This is a genomic window from Parageobacillus thermantarcticus, from assembly GCF_900111865.1.
Taxonomy (GTDB): Bacteria; Bacillota; Bacilli; order Bacillales; family Anoxybacillaceae; genus Parageobacillus; species Parageobacillus thermantarcticus.
Window position 1 is genome coordinate 36,251 of the sequence record NZ_FOJS01000002.1, and the last position, 17,099, is coordinate 53,349.

Sequence of the window (17,099 nt, forward strand, 5' to 3'; positions counted from 1 at the left end):
CTCACCTCATTTTCTATCATAAGGGACATCGCAGCGGAACACAATAAAAAAGAGCTCATTAGCGAGCTCTTTGTTTTAGATCGCGGATAAATTGATACGTTTTTGGAGCGGCAGACTGCAAATGTTTGCGCGTATTCTCATTGTAGTAATAATAAGCAAATGCCTCCGCAAAATATTCTTCCGGATACGTAAGAAAATAGTAATGATACGGAAATAGGTCCGCTGCCTCGTCTTGCCAAATCGCTCGAAAAGCAGGCATTTCATGTATATGGTGAAACACAATATAATCAAGCGAATGGGCGAATTCATGCAATTCCAAATTCACCGAACCGTGTCCTTGTCCTTTCTTGCTATGGCCAATTTGGACAAGCACTAAATGCGATCCGCCAAGCCCTGGAACATCATCCCACGTGGTCGATGACGACAAATATCCGCGCGGTATTTTTCCGCGCAAATGCCTTGCAGACGGTTCGTCGGTAAGCTTTCCATTCAACAATTGAACGTAAATATGATGATCCGCCGCTTTTTGTAGCAGCGGTAAATCGACATGGGCGAGCGTATCTATCATTTTTTTCGCCTCTTCGCGCGAATAATCCGTTTCCGGAACAATCACCATCGTTTTTAATATACGGTACGGCGCGGTGTTCTTTACGGTTATATCGCTGTCATCAAGCAAAACGCCGTGCGCCGCCGGATACGGTGAAAGCGAAAGAAGTGGAACGATCGCGATCACCATCGCGATCAAAAAAAGAAACCGTTTCATGAAGCCTTCCCCCGCTTCTTTACTGCAAATCTAATCATCTCTTTTTCTACTAACGAAAATTATAGCACACACCAAAACAGGGGGAAAATTCATAAAATAAGGAAAAAATCTTTATGAAACGGTGCAAATGGAAAAAATTCTTAAAAGCCGTTTACGTCCGCCATTGCGGAGGCGTGTTTCTATCCCAATAAATTTTCCCAAGTTCATAATGGGTTTGAAAATGGTCATGGTACGTATGGTAATGAAACTGAAACCAATAGCCATCTTGCGGCGGATGTTCGCGTCTGACATGGAAGCGGATGATATCTTCCCCCGTGTCAATGCGATAAATATGGAAAATTCGCTCTCCCATCCCGCCCGATGGTTTTTCCGTGACCGCTAAATATTGCAGTTGTTCCTCTGGATATTGTTCGGCAATCGACGCGATAACTTCTTCGATGCGCGGCAAAATCACATCGCGAAACTCCTCTTCAATCACCGGGGCGATTTTGCGGCCAAACTTTTCATACGATTGCGCTACCGCCTTTTCCATCGTTCGCTCAATAAATTGCCGCCGCGTTAAAATCGGTGCTTGCGTTTCCAGCTCGTTCGCAACAGACGTCGTTTGCGATCCGCCATGATTGTTTTGCCAATCGGAAGATGGTGAATCATCCGTCGCTGGTTCGTCAGCTGCCATTAATGAAGCGGGCGGAGTAACTAGGCCAAACGTACATACCGTGATCGCAACAACGAGCGCTTTTCTCAACCATTTGGGAAGTTTCATACCATTTCACCTCACTTGCCCGATTGTATTTTTCCGCTGTCTGCTTTCGCTGCGTTTTTTTATTTACTAAACTCGGTATGAAAAAAAGCTTTTGATGAAGTGAAGGGCGGCAAAAAACGACTGCGTTTTCTTAGCGCTTCTAGTTGATCGAAATAAAAATATCATCGGGCTTGGCCACATTTTCATACATACGCTCACCCCATTGGCTTATACATGGAAAAACGCTTTCTTTTTCCGCTTTAAATGATATATACTATGAATATATAAATAGTGTATCATACTTTTTGAAACAAAACATACGAAAGAAAGGCGGGAAACAACATGAGTGCGATCTTTTTTGCGGCAAGCATCATTACGATTCTTTATTTCATTTATAGCTGTATTGCGAATGCATAAGAGGCTGTCCCAAAAGGTCGGTAAAACGACCTTTTGAGGACAGCCTCTGTTTCTTTTTCTTACCATGAGGCAACGATTTGCCGGAATTTCTCCTCCAACTTCTGATCGTACTTTTCCGTTGATTTGCGCCAAACGAACGTGTACTTGTTGGCGTTGGCCTCGATTTTCGTTCCATCCAGAAAGTAATCCTCTAGTTTGACCAACCCTTCTTGACGCAGAAGATCGACAATGGAGAAAAACGTTTCGTAAATGATGTCCTTCATCCGTTCCGACCGAAATCGGTTGATGGTGCGGAAATCCGGTGTTTGATGGCCGGATAGCCACATAAAATAAATGTTTTCTTTCAATTGCTTGGCGATTTGGCGAGAGGAATAGATCCGATTGACGTAGGCATACAGGATGACTTTCAACATCATTTTCGGATGATAGGCTGGGCGGCCTCCGCCAGGATAGAGGGAAGCGAACAGAGCCGGATCCATTTTTTCCACGGCTAGATCCACGATCCGGCAAAGATGATGTTTGGGAATGAGAATTTCAAGATCCATTGGCAAAATGAGTTGATCTCGGTTATAATAAATGTACATAAGAAAACCGTCCTTTCTTGGTAGGGTTGTGGTGACTCTATTATACCAAAGAAGGAACGGTTTTCTTCTTTTTTTGCCCAAAAAAATTGTCCCAAAAGCGAACGCTATGCGAACACTTTTGGGACATCCTCCGTTAATCGACTTTTGTTTTCTTGCGGGCGGAGTCAAGTTCGTACGCTCCCGTTTCCGTTTGCGTTGTTCCTTGTCCTTTCACGTTTGGCGCACTTATCCCGGTTTTCGACGGATCTTTCTTCCGTTTCGTCATCGCATGTCACCTCCGCCTTTAACGTCCCCTTGTGATTTTCCTTTTATTCCTTTTCGTTCACCAAAGTTAAGTTCTTTTAAGCAAGCGGTCCTAACGACATAAAAAAAAGGATGCCTAATAAGCATCCTATTCACAATATTTTGCAAATGCATTCATAATGTTTTCCATTACCGTTTCCATCGATTGAAATTCAATTTCCTCGCGCGGAATAAAATGAACGACTTCTTTTCCTTTTAACAGCGCCATGGATGGCGACGAAGGGGCATAGCCAACAAAATATTCGCGCATTTTCGCGGTCGCTTCTCGATCTTGGCCGGCAAACACCGTCACTAAATGATCCGGCTTTTTCTCGCTGCGCAGTACAGCCTGCGTTGCCGCTGGTCGCGCCAATCCTGCCGCGCATCCGCAAACAGAGTTCACCACTACAAATGTCGTTCCTTCGGCGTTTTCCATAAACTGTTCGACTTCCTCGCTTGTGCGAAGCTCGCGGAATCCAGCGCGCACAAGTTCGTCGCGCATCGGCTGCACAAGCTGGCGCATATACTCCTCATAAGCCATGGACATAACAGCAATCCCTCCCAACGATATTCAATGCCATCAGCATACTATTTTATTTTTGAAAAATCAATCAAAATGATCATACTTACGTTGCAAACCGGTAAAACTGTCGCAACCACTGAACCTCAAAAGCGCTTCGTTCATTTAAAAGTTACACCTTGATTGTAATAAACTGAAGAACGATGGGAGCCCCTTTAGTTGGAGCGTCAGCAGTTTTTAAAATCAGCTTTCCTTCTTGAACCTCATATAACGTTTCAGGCTGCAAAACCCCATTGATAAACAAGTTAATAAACGACACTTGTTTTGGGTCCAAAATCCCCCGATTTCCGTATTCTTTTAATTCATCTTCATTAGTATAAACGGTTTTAACGCCATCGGATATGGCGTTATATTGATAAGTATCCACTTGTAAAATCCGGGATGGAATATTCAAAGTCACGCGAAGCTGAATGGTTGATACGTTGTTGATCCAATCATAAACTTTTGGAACGGCAATAACATGTTTTTCGTATTTGGAAATTCTCTTCATTGCTGATACCACCCAAATAAAAAATTCGGCAAACCATGCGTTAATTCAATGAAATGGTTCAGCATTATCATATTCAAAATCCGTCAATAAAGTGAGTTTAAGAATGTTGGTTAGCACTCGCCTCATTTTATAGGGCAGATTCCTTATTTCATCGTTGTTGTGACAACTGCCAAGTCCATTGATGCAAATAAGACATATAATGAATTGCAAATATTGCTGGTGATCAATAAAACGAACTACATCAGCGTATACGTCGAAGAACCACGCTTTTGCTTCCATAAGAGCAACCATTAACGCTTTCTGGTGTGGTTCTCCATTGATCACCTTACCATCATGTAAAGTGAGGGGGATCTATGTATGGCTCTTCAATTAATCAAACTGTTTGTTTCCGCTACCACTACAACAGATGCGGTGCCAACCGATACAAGATTTTTCTATATTACAACAACAGAAACAGCCGCAGGCGCGACGTTGACCATTGATGCGGCAAGCTTTTTGCAAGACGACGGAAACCCGGCTACAGAGCTGCCAGCATTAGCGACAAACAACAGTTACTATAATGTTTATATTAACGGCGTTTTGCAAATGGAAGGCATCACCACATATACACCGGGTGCCACAGGCGTCGGGTCACTTGCCATTAACGTGCCTGCCGGCGGAGATCCAATCCCGGCAAATACCCCAATTGTGCTAGAAATTGTGCAATTTGCCCCGTCATCTACAACGACTGTTACAACATAATATAAAAAGGACTTTACATTAACAGAAAAGGCGCGACGAAATCCGTCGTGCCTTTTCTATTAGCATGCAAGTGTATCGATTACAGTTTTCTAGAAATAAAACATAAACATCCACTTCTTTTCCTTTCCCGGTTGGATGGTCCAATTTGTTTTTGAAAAATAAAACTTCCCGTTTCGCCCACATTTTCGAAGGCGAAGCAGGAAGCACGTCGTTATTTTTCTTTTTTCCGACTCTCCGTCATCTGTTTCCATACCGACCCTTTCGCTTCTTCGCCGCCTTCAATGCGCTCAATCGCCATTTTGACTTGCATACTTACTTCAAATTCCGGATCGTTTTCCGCCGCTTTTAACGCCGGAAGCGCCGATGCGTCGCCGACTTCGTATAAAAACATGGCAGCGCGCCAACGGACAAGCTTGCTTGGGTCTTTCAACGCCTCGATCATCACCGGAATCGCTTCCGGATCGCCAATGTCCGACAAGCAGTCACCGGCGGTACGGCGGACGGACACCGACTTATCTTTTAGTGCTTCATACAAATACGGCAACACCTTTTTGCCGCCGACCATCCCTAAATACGCGGTCGCCAAACGGCGAATCGCTACTTTTTCATCTTTCAGCGCTTTTGCAAGCACCGGTATATCGTCTTCACTTGGATCCGCCATTTGCTCTAGCGCCGCATACCGTTTTTGCCAATCCGGATCATCGAGCATTTCTTCCGTTACTTTGACGCTCGGACGTTTTTGCGCCGTTTTTGCCTGTTCGCCGCGGCGGAACATTTGCACGATTCGCTCTAATCGTTCCGGCGGGTATGCTGCAGAAAGCTCTTCGACTACTTCATTGCCGATTTCTTCAAACGTGCCGTAGCGCACGCCTTTTTCGACCCATTTCCGCTCTAGCACGACATTGTCCGCATATTTTTGCGCTTCAATGACCGCATCGATAAATGGTTGCGGAAGTCCGACGCGGTGCTCCCGTTCCCCATCCGTTAATTTCACTTGCATCGGCAGCCCATACAGCATTTGTACATATACTTTTACTTCCCCAAAGTGTTCGTTCGGCTTTTCCGTTTTTTCTTGCTCTTCTTCGACTTCTTCGCCAAACACTTCGCGCACTTTCGTTAAAATCTCTTTCCAGTCGTATTTCGGATTGCGCTCAATCGCCAAAAAGTCGGCGACATGGTAAATTCCTTTTACCCCTTCGATTTTCATCAGCTGCTGAATGAGAGGCGGCGCCGCATCGACATTATCCGGCTTATAGTTATGGCTCGTGCCAAACGGCAATTCTTCATCTAGCAATACTTTCATCGTGTTCGGGCTTGGGGTTGGCTCAATCGATTTAATTTTCAACACGTTTCCCTCCTCGTTTAATTTTGTACAGCACAGCAGGATAACGCGCAAAACCGCTTTTCCTACACGTGCACGCTCGCCGTTCCATGTATCCAGCAAACGCCTTCCTAATGGCCTATCTTCAGTTTCCGATGATGAAACCTCAGAATTTGTGCATGATTGGGCGGAATGCATATAATCATTTAGGCGTTGATCGGTGAAGCCAGCACTAGCCATCATAAAATTTAGCCCGCATTGTCATCATTGTTACACTGCAAAACGGATGATCCATTGACAAAAAACCGCCCTTCCTTCGTTTCGGAAAGACAGTTTTTCGTTCGCTACAACAATTTTTCAATTTCGCTTTTTAGCTCGCTCGGCTTCGTCTGTGGAGCAAAACGGGCAACGACATTTCCGTTGCGATCAATTAAAAACTTCGTGAAATTCCACTTAATCGCTTTCGTCCCGAACACTCCCGGCGCTTTTTCCGTTAAATAGCGGAAAAGAGGATGGGCTTGTTCACCGTTGACGTCAACTTTTGCAAACATTGGGAAAGTCACGCCGTAATTGACTTGGCAAAACTGTTCGATCTCTTCTTCCGTTCCCGGCTCTTGATTTCCAAATTGATTGCACGGGAAACCAAGGACAACAAATCCACGGTTGCGATACTGTTCATACAGTTCCTGCAATTCTTTATATTGAGGGGTAAAGCCGCATTTGCTTGCCGTATTTACGATAAGAAGCACTTTTCCTTTGTAATCCGCTAACGACTGTTCTTCGCCGCGAATCGTTTTCGCTGTAAAATCATAAATGCTCATCGCTTTTCACCTCTCTTTTCATCATATTGGATTTTCCGGCGTTTTTCCACTTCCGTGCCTTCACATTTGGTAAAACCGCTGCAACTGCTCAAGCGAATCGAGCATATACGGGACCATCGCCTGCAAATCATCGATGTTGTCTTCATAAATAGGGCGTCCAAATTCGATCGTAATTTCGTTCGTGTAGTATGCAGGTTGTTCATGATGAAAGTCGTGTCGCAACGTTTGGCGAATGATGCGCTTTTCGCCCCAAATGCGATGCAACTCACTCTCAATGAGAGAGCACGTTGCGTACCGCCGGATCGGCAAGGAAAACATAACAGCAAGCTCACAGCCGGGGCGTGCGGCGCGCTGAAGCAGTTCTTGCGCGATTTGTTCCAAGTCCATCGCCAGCTGAACGGAGCAAGATATCGTTCGTTCTTTGTCAGACGACAGACAAAACGTAATTGTATACGTCCGCGAAAATCTCGCCAAATCGACCATATCGCGTCGGTCTGTTACAACGATCTCCCCTGCTAAATCAAGGTCATATACCGCACCTTCGAGCACCGTTTTCAAATTATCGAACACAGTTGGATCAAACATTCAATCTCCCCTTTTAAAATAAACCGACAGCATTTCCGTTTTCATCAACGTCCATGCGCAGCGCTGCCGGCTGTTTCGGCAAGCCTGGCATCGTCATCACATCGCCCGTCAACGCCACAAGAAAACCTGCTCCAATCGCCGGTTTCCATTCGCGTACCGTAATCGTGAAGTCTTTCGGTCTTCCAAGTTTTGCCGGATCGTCCGAAAGCGAATATTGCGTTTTCGCCACGCAAATCGGCAGCTTGTCCCAGCCAAACTCGGCAAACTGTTTTATTTGTTGTTGGGCTTTTGCAGAAAACTCGACATCTTTCGCACCATAAACAATTCGGGCAATTTTACGAATTTTCTCTGGAATTGGTTCGTTCACGTCATACAAAGGCGCGAAATGATTCGTTTCGTTTTCGATCACATGAAGCACTTTTTCCGCTAAATCGATGCCTCCTTCGCCGCCTTTTTCCCACACTTCCGTTAATGATACGGGATATCCTTGCATATCGCAAAAATCAATAAGCGTTTTTATTTCACGGTCGGTATCGGTCACAAAGCGGTTAATGGCAATGACAAACGGTAAGCCAAACGCCTGTATCGTTTCGACATGCTTTTGCAAATTCGCTAAACCGGCTTGCAATGCCGCGATATTTTCCGTATGCAACTCGTCTTTCGCCATTCCGCCATGCATTTTTAACGCGCGAATCGTCGCAACAATCACGACCGCTTCCGGCCGAATATGAGCAAGGCGCGATTTAATATGCAAAAATTTCTCCGCCCCTAAATCCGCGCCAAATCCAGCTTCCGTTACGACATAATCGGCGAGCTTTTGCGCCATCTTCGTCGCAATGACGCTGTTGCATCCGTGCGCTATATTTGCAAATGGTCCGCCATGCACCAGCGCCGGAGTGTGTTCCACCGTTTGCACTAAATTTGGCTTAAACGCGTCCTTTAACAAAAGCGTCAGCGCCCCTTCCACTCCTAAATCGCCGACCGTCACCGGCTGTTTGTCCATATTGTACGCGACGACGATACGAGCAAGACGCTGCTTTAAATCATGCAAGTCCGTCGCTAAACAAAACACCGCCATCATTTCCGAGGCAACGGTAATATCAAATCCATCTTCCCGCGGCACTCCTTGCGCCGGTCCTCCTAAGCCGACAACGACGTGGCGAAGCGCCCTGTCGTTTAAATCAACGGCCCGTTTCCAGACGATGCGGCGCGGATCGATGCGCAGCCCATTTCCATGGTGAAGATGGTTATCGATGAAAGCGGCCAACGCGTTATTCGCCGTTGTAATTGCATGAAAATCCCCGGTAAAATGAAGATTAATCTCATCCATCGGCAGCACTTGCGAGTAACCGCCGCCCGTCGCCCCGCCTTTGATTCCCATCGTCGGTCCAAGCGAAGGTTCGCGCATCGCAACAATCGCTTTTTTGCCAAGCCGTTGCAGCGCTTGCCCCAACCCGACGGTTACAGTTGATTTTCCTTCCCCGGCCGGCGTTGGGTTAATCGATGTAACTAAAATCACTTTTCCATCCGGTTTCGTCGAGAGCCGATTCATAATATTTAAAGAAAGTTTTGCTTTATAGTGACCATACGGTTCCCATTCGTCTTCTTGAAGGCCTAAGCTTTCAGCAATATCGCGAATGCGCTTTAGCTTCGTCTGTTGCGCGATCTCCAAGTCGGTCATCTGATTTGCCATTACTGCCATAATCCGTTCCCCCATCGTTCAAATTGGAAATAAACATATATATTTTATCATTTGCGCAATTCGAAAAAAATTCATTGAATAAAATTTATAATGTTTTTATAATTAAGTTATTTGAAACATGAAACAGCAAAAAGAATGGAGGGTGAGACTGTTGCCAATTAACATTCCAAAAGATTTGCCAGCAAAAGAAATATTGGAACAAGAAAATATTTTCGTAATGGATGAGGAGCGGGCGTATTCTCAAGACATTCGTCCGTTAAATATAGTCATTTTAAATTTGATGCCGCAAAAAGAAAAAGCGGAAACACAGCTATTGCGCCTTCTCGGCAATTCGCCGCTTCAAGTCAATGTGACGTTTTTGCGCCCGGCGACACACGAGCCGAAAACGACAAGCAAACACCATCTTGAGCAGTTTTATACCGTCTTTTCGCAAATCCGCCATCGAAAATTCGACGGAATGATTATCACCGGCGCCCCTGTCGAACAACTACCGTTTGAAGAAGTAACGTATTGGGACGAACTTACCGAAATCATGGAATGGACAAAAACGCATGTTACGTCCACTTTACATATTTGCTGGGGGGCGCAAGCGGGCCTTTATTATCATTACGGCATTCCAAAATACCTGCTTCCGCAAAAATGTTTCGGCATTTTTGAACATACGCTCGAAGTGAAAAACGTCAAACTATTGCGCGGATTTGACGACGTATTTCGTGTACCGCACTCGCGCCATACCGACGTAAAGCGCGAGGATATCGAGAAAGTCCCGGAATTGACGATTTTATCTGTCTCCGAAAAGGCGGGGGTATGTTTAGTCGCGTCGAACGATGGAAAGCAAATTTTTTTAACCGGCCATCCGGAATATGATGCGACGACATTAAAGGAAGAATATGAGCGCGACTTAGCGAAAGGGCTCCCGATTCAAATGCCGGAATCGTATTTTCCAAATGACGATCCGACGAAACAGCCGCTCAATACTTGGCGCTCTCATGCAAATTTATTGTTTGTCAACTGGCTGAACTATTACGTGTACCAAGAAACGCCGTATGAATGGGAATAAGCATATTGCATGTGACTGTTTCCGCATAGCCGCATACAGTTCGTCTGATTTATGCAACCAAAACAAAAAACGCATGGACGCATCTTTGCCACGTCCCATATCCAAAAAGAGCGCACCACATCGTTTCGCGGTGTGCTCTTTTTTTCCTATTGACAAATATCCAAAAAAGAACTATCCTAATTCGCGATTGTTCGCAGAAACTTCCTACCCCTCGACAAAACTTGGCAAAGGATTCGGCCGCTTTCTCAGCGAATACACATCATAAAGAAACAACGAGAGAAAGGGATGAGCATGCGTGAGAGCGGAACGACGAAAGCAATGGAAAATGCACTGGCGCAAATACAAACATTTATATAAAGGAGCGCGCAAAGAACGGCGCAATAAATGGCGGCAAAAATGGGAAGAAAAATATACAGCGAGCTAAAAAAACTTGGTGCAGCACCAAGGTTTTTTCATTGTTCGTTATAAAAATTGCCTTTTTGCCAAAAATAATTGTGCTAAACTTCTGAGTTAGAAAGGATGTAAGTGTATGGCAAAAAAAACTAATAAAGGCAGCAAAAATCAGAATGCACCGATACAAGATGCCATGTCGCTCTTAAACGGGACCATCGCGGGCGACAACAGCAAAGGCAATAAACGAAACAAAGCGCAAAACGACAAAACAGATCTTGATGAATAGAAAGGGATGAGCTAAAACTCAATCCCTTTCATCGCCGTAATGCCTTGCTCATAATCGTGTTTGACCAGCTTCATCTCTGTAACAATGTCGGCTGCCTCCATTAATTCCCGCTTCGCCGAACGGCCGGTAATGACTAAATGAAGTGCGGGAGGACGTGTTCGAATGAGTTGCAGCACATCTTGAACAGAAACGATATCATCGACCGGAAACCGGTCAATCGCAAGCGCGTTGTTCAATTCATCTAAAACAATCAAGTCATACATGCCTGACATCACTTTTTCTTTCGCAAACTCCCATGCCCGCTTCAACGCTTCCCGGTGCACTTCCGGCGTTTTCGTCCATGTAAATCCAGCGCCCATTTGATGCATTTCGATGCCGAGTTTTTGAAAAATAAGCTGTTCGCCATACGTTCGTTCGGGCGACTTGATAAACTGAATGACGGCGGCTTTCTTGCCTCTTCCCGCCGCCCGTATCGCCAATCCGAGAGCAGCGGTCGTTTTCCCTTTTCCGTCCCCCGTATAAACGATGACGCGCCCTTTCGTTTTATGTGTTGGCAATCGCATCACCATCCATCTCGGCAAACCATTGAATCGTCTCCCGAAGGCGCACGACCTCCCCGACAACGATCATCGCCGGGTGAGAAAGGCCGGCTTTTTTGACGATATCGGCAATCGTCTGCAGCGTGCCGACAGCCGTCCGCTGCCGCTGTGTCGTCCCCCATTCGATCACCGCCACAGGGGTATGCGCCGGCTTTCCATGTTCGATCAATTTTCGGCAAATATACGGCAAGTTGCCAACGCCCATATAAAACGCTATCGTATCGCTTCCTTTCGCCAATCCTTCCCAATGAAGGCGGTCTTCGCCTTTTTCCGGACGGCCGTGGCCAGTGACAATGGTAAATGAAGCGGCATATTTCCGATGCGTGACCGGAATGCCGGCATACGCCGGCGCGGCAATTCCCGCCGTCACGCCAGGAACGATTTCAAACGGAATGCCGTTTCGTGCGAGCACTTCCGCTTCTTCACCGGCACGCCCGAAAACGCAAGGATCTCCTCCTTTTAGCCGAGTGACGATTTTTCCTTGTCTCGCTTTTTCGACTAACCATTCATGAATTTGTTCTTGAATGCGCGCGTGCTTTCCTGGTTCTTTTCCGCAGTAAATGAGCTCGGCGCCATCTTTGGCATATTTCAATAAATTATGGTTAATCAGCCGGTCGTAAATAATGACGTCGGCTTTTTGAATGCACTCCAACCCATAGACGGTAATCAGCTTTTCATCACCGGGGCCGGCTCCGACGATATATACTTTTCCACATGCCGTCATTGTTTTTCTTCTCCTTCTACCGAATTGGAAATACGGGCGGAAGCAAATGTCGCCATTTCTTTGACCATCGCCGTCGCAAATATTAGCAGCGGAAACGCAACCGCCGCGCCGCTGCCTTCGCCAAGGCGCATGTTTAAATCGATGAGCGGCTCTTTTCCCAATAATTCGAGCGCCACTTGATGCCCCATTTCCGAAGAACGATGGCCGGCAATCATATAATCGGCAACAGCGGGAGCAAAAAGCTTAGCGACAAGCGCGGCGACCGTACAGATGAACCCGTCCAATAAAATCGGAACGCGCCGCTCCGCCGCCGCCAACATCGCCCCTGCCATCGCAGCGATTTCCAATCCGCCGATTTTCGATAATAACTCCATCGGTTTGGACGGATCAGGTTGATGAAGGGACAGAGCGCGGCGAATGACGCTAGCTTTATGGGCAAGCTTCTCTTCGGAAATGCCCGTCCCCCTCCCAACGAGTTGTTCGATCGGCTTGCCGCTCACCGCCGTTAAAATCGCGCTTGCGGTAGTCGTGTTGCCGATGCCCATTTCGCCGACAATAAGCGTACGCGCACCCTTATCGATGATTTCCTTCGCTTGTTCGTAACCAACGATTAGCGCTTGTTCCGCTTCCGCGCTGCTCATCGCTTCCGTTTCGCAAAAATTGTTGGTGCCATACCGCACTTTTTTTGCGATTACATCTTTATGTTCGATTGGCGCAGCGACCCCAACGTCAACAACGGCAAATAAAGCGCCGATTTGCCGGCTGAATGCATTAATCGCCGCGCCGCCTTGCACAAAATTCCACACCATTTGTGCCGTCACTTCCGGCGGAAACGCCGACACCCCTTCTTTCGCCACACCATGGTCCGCGGCAAACACAAGCACGCCAGGCGGGGAAACATCAGGAAATTTGTTCCCTGTCATTTCCGCCAGTTCGATCGCCAATTTCTCTAAACGGCCGAGGCTGCCAACCGGTTTTGTCAATTGGTCGACGTATGCGCTCACTTCTTTTCCTATTTCTTTATCAAGCTTTGGAATCGAAAACAACATTACACATCCCCCTTTTGAAACGCATGCATTTTTTCTTCGATTTCGTCAATGCGGACGTGCCGCTTCACATGGTCGGCGAGGCGGTCAAAAGCCCTCTCTCTGATGGTGCGGAACGACTGGCGTCCATAAATGGGCGCTAATCCTTTCCGGCGGCGAATGTTGTTCAATAGCGCCTCGCGAAACGCATCATTATGAAAAAGATCGTGAAAATACGTGCCCAACACCCGTTCATCGTTGCTTTTCGCACCCTCCGCACGCCCTTCGACATCGATAAGAGGGATATGGTCTCCGCCAAGCGGCTGTGAACGCCCCATATGAATCTCGTATCCTTTTACGAAAAAGCGCTCACCGGCAAATGTCAATATTCCTTCCGAAAGAACCGTTGTTTTTTCACGCTCCAGCGTCGTTTCCATTGAAAGAAGATTCAATCCGGAAATTTCCTCTAGCGGCGTTTCCACACCGAATGGATCGCGAATGCGAGCGCCTAACATTTGATAGCCGCCGCATATGCCGACAATCGTCGTAGAATGATGTTTATAAAGTTTTACCATTTGCTCGGCGATGCCTTGTTTCTTCATATATAGCAAGTCTTCTATCGTATTTTTGCTTCCCGGCAAAATAAGCAGATCAGGTTTTCCAAGCTGCGCGGCGGTTGTCACAAACCGGACGTGGCAGTCCGGTTCCGCCAAAAACGGATCGACATCCGTGAAGTTAGATATTTTCGGGTAGCGAATCACCGCGATATCGATATCTTTGTCCGAATTGACGGTCGTCGGCATTTGTTCTAAACGGACGGAATCTTCCGCGTCAATATGCAAATTTTCCAAATATGGGACGACGCCTAACACAGGAACGCCCGTATATTGCTCAAACCAGTCGAGCCCCGGCTTCAACAGCGCCACATCGCCGCGAAACTTATTAATAATCACGCCAATGATCCGCTTGCGATCTTCTTTTTCAAGCAATTGCAACGTCCCTACTAAACTGGCAAACACGCCGCCGCGTTCAATATCGCCGATCAATACTACCGGCGCGTTCGCCATGCGGGCGACGCGCATGTTGACAAGTTCACGGTCGTTTAAATTAATTTCCGCCGGGCTTCCCGCCCCTTCGATCACAAGCCGGTCATATTGATTCATCAATACATCCAGCGACTGGCGGATAATGCTTAATCCTTGTTCGAAAAATTCGCTGCGGTACGCGAACGCCTGCATATTCTTATACGGTTTTCCGTGCACGACGATTTGCGATTCATGTTCGCGGCTCGGCTTAATTAAAATCGGGTTCATATCCGTCGTCGCGACAACGCCGGCCGCCTCCGCCTGAATTCCTTGCGCCCGCCCGATTTCTTTTCCATCGACTGTCACATATGAATTCAAAGACATGTTTTGCGATTTAAACGGCGCCGTTTTCCAGCCGTTTTGCGCGAAAATGCGGCAAAACGCCGTGGCGATAATGCTTTTTCCTGCATCGGAATGCGTCCCTTGAAACATAATCGGCAACGCTTTAGCCACGTTCTTTCACCTTCTTGCATTGCTTCAGCCAATTTTCGACCATTTGCGGGCAAGAAGCAAAATGAAAATGGACATAGCCTGCGACTAAATTTTTCCGCTGGTAGCCGTCTTTTTTCACGCCGCGCAATCCCGTTGTTTCATACGCAAACGGAATTTCGCCGCGCGCTTCGTACGTAGAATAATGAAACTCATGCCCCCGCGCCTGCAATCCTTCCGGAAGCAAGAAATTCCCTGGCTCTCCCTTGACTTCGCGGTAGCCGAGCGCAACGAGCTTCGGATGCATGACGACGCGCCCTGGAATGACGCCGACCATGCCATACCGCGAACCATCCGTCGTTTCAATCGCTTCGGTTAAAAACATAAATCCCCCGCATTCCGCCAATGTCGGAAGCCCACTTTCAATCGCGGCTTTGATCGACTGTTTGACGCTTTGCTGTTCGGACAGCTGTTTTGCGAATTCTTCGGGAAATCCGCCGCCAATATACAATCCGTCGACATCGTCCGGCAGCGGCTCGCCGGCAAGCGGGGAGAAAAAGACCAACTCGGCTCCATACGCTTGTAACAGCTCTAAATTTTCCGGATAGTAAAAATGAAACGCCGCGTCTTTGGCGACCGCGATCTTCACATGATACGATTGGCTCACATGGAAATACGGCCACGGGACATCTAATGCCGGCGCTTCCGCCAGCTTAAGCAACGCATCAAGGTCTACCGTCTCGGCGACGCGCTTGCCTAATTCCGCAAAAAAGCCATCTAACTCTCCGCGCTCAATCGATGGAATGAGGCCTAAATGCCGTTCCGGAATGTGAAGTACATCATCTTTTTGTAAATAACCGATCACCGGGATGCCGCATTCTTGTTCAATCGCTGTTTTCACAAGGCGAAAGTGGCCCTCGCTGCCAACGCGGTTGGCAATCACTCCCGAGATGCGCACGCGTTTATCAAACGTTTGGAAGCCGCGGACAACCGCCGCCGCGCTCCGTGCCATGCCGGAACAGTCGATGACGAGCAGCACCGGGCTTTTCGTCAAAATGCTAATTTCCGCCGTCGTTCCTTCGTTTGTCGTCGGCCTTTTCCCGTCAAACAGTCCCATGACCCCTTCGATAATCGCGATGTCCGCTCCTTCGCAGCCTTTCGCGCATATCGCTTGCACGGCTTCATGGCCGACCATCCAGCTGTCCAAATTGCGCGATCTTCTTCCCGTAACGGCAGCATGATAAGTCGGGTCAATATAATCCGGGCCGCATTTAAACCCTTGCACGATATAGCCTTTTTGCTTTAGCGCCGCCATCAGCCCAATGGTTACAGTCGTTTTGCCGACGCCGCTTCCCGTCCCGGCGACCACGATTCTTCGCATGTTGTGTTCCTCCTTAATGTTTCAAAAGTGCCACCGAAATCGTGACATTGCCTGACTTTTTCTTCACTATTTCCAATTTCTCTGCGCCGCTGTACAGCTTCGCCGCCGGCTCGCTCACACCGTAGGCGCCCGTGTAGCGGTACACCGTTTCCGAAGGTTGTTCGATTTTTACCTTATTTAATTCTTCCGGAGTATAGTAAACAAATTCCCATCCGTATTTCCGGACAACTTCAAGCAGCCCCCGCTCGTCTTTTTTTAATGCAATCGTACATACCGCCTTCACGCTTTTCAGCGAAAAACGAAGTTCGTCCAACGTTTCGCGAATGACCGTTTCAATTTCTTCTGCTGTTGTGCCGCGGTTGCAGCCGATGCCAAGCACGATCACTTTTGGACGGTACAAAACGCCGTTTTGCAATATCGCTTCTTCCTCTTTCGTCAACAGGCGATGGGTCACGACAAGGGCGGCGTCCGGTTTTGCCGCTAGCGCCTCCGCAATCGAATCATAAACGCGGATATTGTTCGGCAGCGGCGTATCGTAGTTCCACCAATTTCGCTCTCCTGATTCCTGCACCACGGCAACGCGCTGTTCATTCACGACAGCGGCGCTAACAGGCGTCAGCTTTTCGTCGGATTCCCACTCCCAGCCAAAAGAACGGCCAAACAAATCCACGGCAATCGTTTTTTGTACGTCAGAGGCAGTCGTAATGACCGGTTGGGCGTGTAAAATTTCCGCAACTTGCCGCGTCAGTTCGTTCGCTCCGCCAAGATGCCCGGAAAGCACGCTAATGACGTACTGCCCTTTATCGTCGATAACGACGACCGCCGGATCAGTTTTTTTATCCTTTAATAGCGGCGCAATCATCCGCACGACCGCGCCGAGCGAAATAATGAGAATGAGCCCGCGGTACGTTTGAAAGAGCGACGGCAACAACAACCGCACGCTCCCTTCAAACAACCGAATATTTTTTTCCGTTTCGTCTCCCATCGCGAACTTATTCGTATAATACACATCGGCATTCGGGAGCTTTTCGCCGACGCGGCGGGCAATGTCCACGCCGTGCTTCGTAATCGCAACGATCGCATACATCT

General features: G+C 47.5%; 19 protein-coding genes and 1 pseudogene. 4 read left to right on the forward strand and 16 right to left on the reverse strand.

Features of this window, described 5'->3' with window-relative positions:
• Nucleotides 1-58: 58 nt before the first annotated feature.
• From BM278_RS02235 to BM278_RS02260, 6 genes and pseudogenes are all read right to left on the reverse strand, one after another.
• A complete protein-coding gene (locus BM278_RS02235) occupies nt 59-763 on the reverse strand; it encodes an anthrax toxin lethal factor-related metalloendopeptidase (protein ID WP_090947777.1) in 705 nt (234 codons plus the stop codon).
• Nucleotides 764-914: 151 nt separating this feature from the next.
• On the reverse strand, nt 915-1,526 hold the full coding sequence (locus BM278_RS02240) for a YpjP family protein (RefSeq protein WP_090947778.1): 612 nt from the start codon (nt 1,524-1,526) through the stop codon (nt 915-917).
• Nucleotides 1,527-1,987: 461 nt separating this feature from the next.
• A pseudogene (locus BM278_RS02245) lies at nt 1,988-2,506 on the reverse strand (transposase); the annotation flags it as partial.
• Between the two features lie 133 nt (nt 2,507-2,639).
• Nucleotides 2,640-2,771, reverse strand: a complete 132-nt coding sequence (locus tag BM278_RS02250) for a YuzL family protein (RefSeq protein ID WP_090947779.1) — start codon at nt 2,769-2,771, stop codon at nt 2,640-2,642.
• A gap of 126 nt (nt 2,772-2,897) precedes the next feature.
• Nucleotides 2,898-3,335: a BrxA/BrxB family bacilliredoxin gene (locus BM278_RS02255; RefSeq protein WP_090947780.1), complete on the reverse strand. Its 438-nt coding sequence runs from the start codon at nt 3,333-3,335 to the stop codon at nt 2,898-2,900.
• 145 nt (nt 3,336-3,480) lie between these two features.
• Entirely contained in the window at nt 3,481-3,858 is a 378-nt protein-coding gene (locus BM278_RS02260) for a DUF4183 domain-containing protein (protein WP_090947781.1), read from the reverse strand.
• A 357-nt stretch (nt 3,859-4,215) separates the two neighbouring features.
• Between BM278_RS02260 and BM278_RS02270 the strand changes: the two genes are divergently transcribed.
• Complete coding sequence (locus BM278_RS02270) at nt 4,216-4,599, forward strand: DUF4183 domain-containing protein (RefSeq protein WP_090947783.1); 384 nt, start codon at nt 4,216-4,218, stop codon at nt 4,597-4,599.
• Between the two features lie 211 nt (nt 4,600-4,810).
• Here the strand turns inward: BM278_RS02270 and BM278_RS02275 are convergent, their stop codons facing one another.
• The 4 genes from BM278_RS02275 to BM278_RS02290 all read right to left on the reverse strand — a co-directional run bounded on the left by BM278_RS02275 (nt 4,811) and on the right by BM278_RS02290 (nt 9,028).
• Entirely contained in the window at nt 4,811-5,944 is a 1,134-nt protein-coding gene (locus tag BM278_RS02275) for a conserved virulence factor C family protein (RefSeq protein ID WP_090947920.1), read from the reverse strand.
• Nucleotides 5,945-6,264: 320 nt separating this feature from the next.
• The gene (locus BM278_RS02280) at nt 6,265-6,741 is read right to left on the reverse strand and encodes a glutathione peroxidase (RefSeq protein WP_090947784.1); all 477 of its coding nucleotides are present in this window, start codon (nt 6,739-6,741) and stop codon (nt 6,265-6,267) included.
• Nucleotides 6,742-6,801: 60 nt separating this feature from the next.
• Nucleotides 6,802-7,326, reverse strand: coding sequence for a hypothetical protein (locus tag BM278_RS02285; RefSeq protein WP_090947785.1), 525 nt, complete (start codon nt 7,324-7,326; stop codon nt 6,802-6,804).
• A gap of 13 nt (nt 7,327-7,339) precedes the next feature.
• Nucleotides 7,340-9,028, reverse strand: coding sequence for a formate--tetrahydrofolate ligase (locus BM278_RS02290; protein ID WP_090947786.1), 1,689 nt, complete (start codon nt 9,026-9,028; stop codon nt 7,340-7,342).
• Nucleotides 9,029-9,179: 151 nt separating this feature from the next.
• Here BM278_RS02290 and metA point away from each other — a divergent pair, with 151 nt between their 5' ends.
• From metA to BM278_RS18605, 3 genes are all read left to right on the forward strand, one after another.
• Nucleotides 9,180-10,088, forward strand: coding sequence for a homoserine O-acetyltransferase MetA (gene metA, locus BM278_RS02295; RefSeq protein WP_090947787.1), 909 nt, complete (start codon nt 9,180-9,182; stop codon nt 10,086-10,088).
• A gap of 295 nt (nt 10,089-10,383) precedes the next feature.
• On the forward strand, nt 10,384-10,512 hold the full coding sequence (locus BM278_RS19420) for a hypothetical protein (RefSeq protein WP_279625732.1): 129 nt from the start codon (nt 10,384-10,386) through the stop codon (nt 10,510-10,512).
• 105 nt (nt 10,513-10,617) lie between these two features.
• Complete coding sequence (locus BM278_RS18605) at nt 10,618-10,767, forward strand: hypothetical protein (RefSeq protein WP_167359565.1); 150 nt, start codon at nt 10,618-10,620, stop codon at nt 10,765-10,767.
• An 11-nt stretch (nt 10,768-10,778) separates the two neighbouring features.
• On the opposite strand, the gene cobO is transcribed toward BM278_RS18605, so the two are convergent.
• From cobO to BM278_RS02325, 6 genes are read right to left on the reverse strand one after another with little or no spacing between them, the layout of a single operon-like run.
• Nucleotides 10,779-11,330, reverse strand: coding sequence for a cob(I)yrinic acid a,c-diamide adenosyltransferase (cobO, locus tag BM278_RS02300; protein ID WP_090947788.1), 552 nt, complete (start codon nt 11,328-11,330; stop codon nt 10,779-10,781).
• Nucleotides 11,311-12,090: a uroporphyrinogen-III C-methyltransferase gene (cobA, locus tag BM278_RS02305; protein WP_090947789.1), complete on the reverse strand. Its 780-nt coding sequence runs from the start codon at nt 12,088-12,090 to the stop codon at nt 11,311-11,313. Before cobA ends, cobO begins: the two co-directional genes overlap by 20 nt.
• Nucleotides 12,087-13,139 (reverse strand): nicotinate-nucleotide--dimethylbenzimidazole phosphoribosyltransferase, encoded by a 1,053-nt coding sequence (gene cobT, locus BM278_RS02310; RefSeq protein WP_090947790.1) that lies wholly within the window; start codon nt 13,137-13,139, stop codon nt 12,087-12,089. The genes cobA and cobT overlap by 4 nt, the downstream gene beginning before the upstream one ends.
• The gene (locus tag BM278_RS02315; protein ID WP_090947791.1) at nt 13,139-14,653 is read right to left on the reverse strand and encodes a cobyric acid synthase; all 1,515 of its coding nucleotides are present in this window, start codon (nt 14,651-14,653) and stop codon (nt 13,139-13,141) included. The genes cobT and BM278_RS02315 overlap by 1 nt, the downstream gene beginning before the upstream one ends.
• A complete protein-coding gene (locus tag BM278_RS02320) occupies nt 14,646-16,010 on the reverse strand; it encodes a cobyrinic acid a,c-diamide synthase CobB (RefSeq protein WP_090947792.1) in 1,365 nt (454 codons plus the stop codon). Before BM278_RS02320 ends, BM278_RS02315 begins: the two co-directional genes overlap by 8 nt.
• 13 nt (nt 16,011-16,023) lie before the next feature.
• Nucleotides 16,024-17,097 carry a cobalt-precorrin 5A hydrolase gene (locus tag BM278_RS02325; RefSeq protein ID WP_090947793.1) on the reverse strand — a complete coding sequence of 358 codons (1,074 nt, stop codon included), beginning with the start codon at nt 17,095-17,097 and terminating at the stop codon, nt 16,024-16,026.
• Nucleotides 17,098-17,099: the final 2 nt, after the last annotated feature.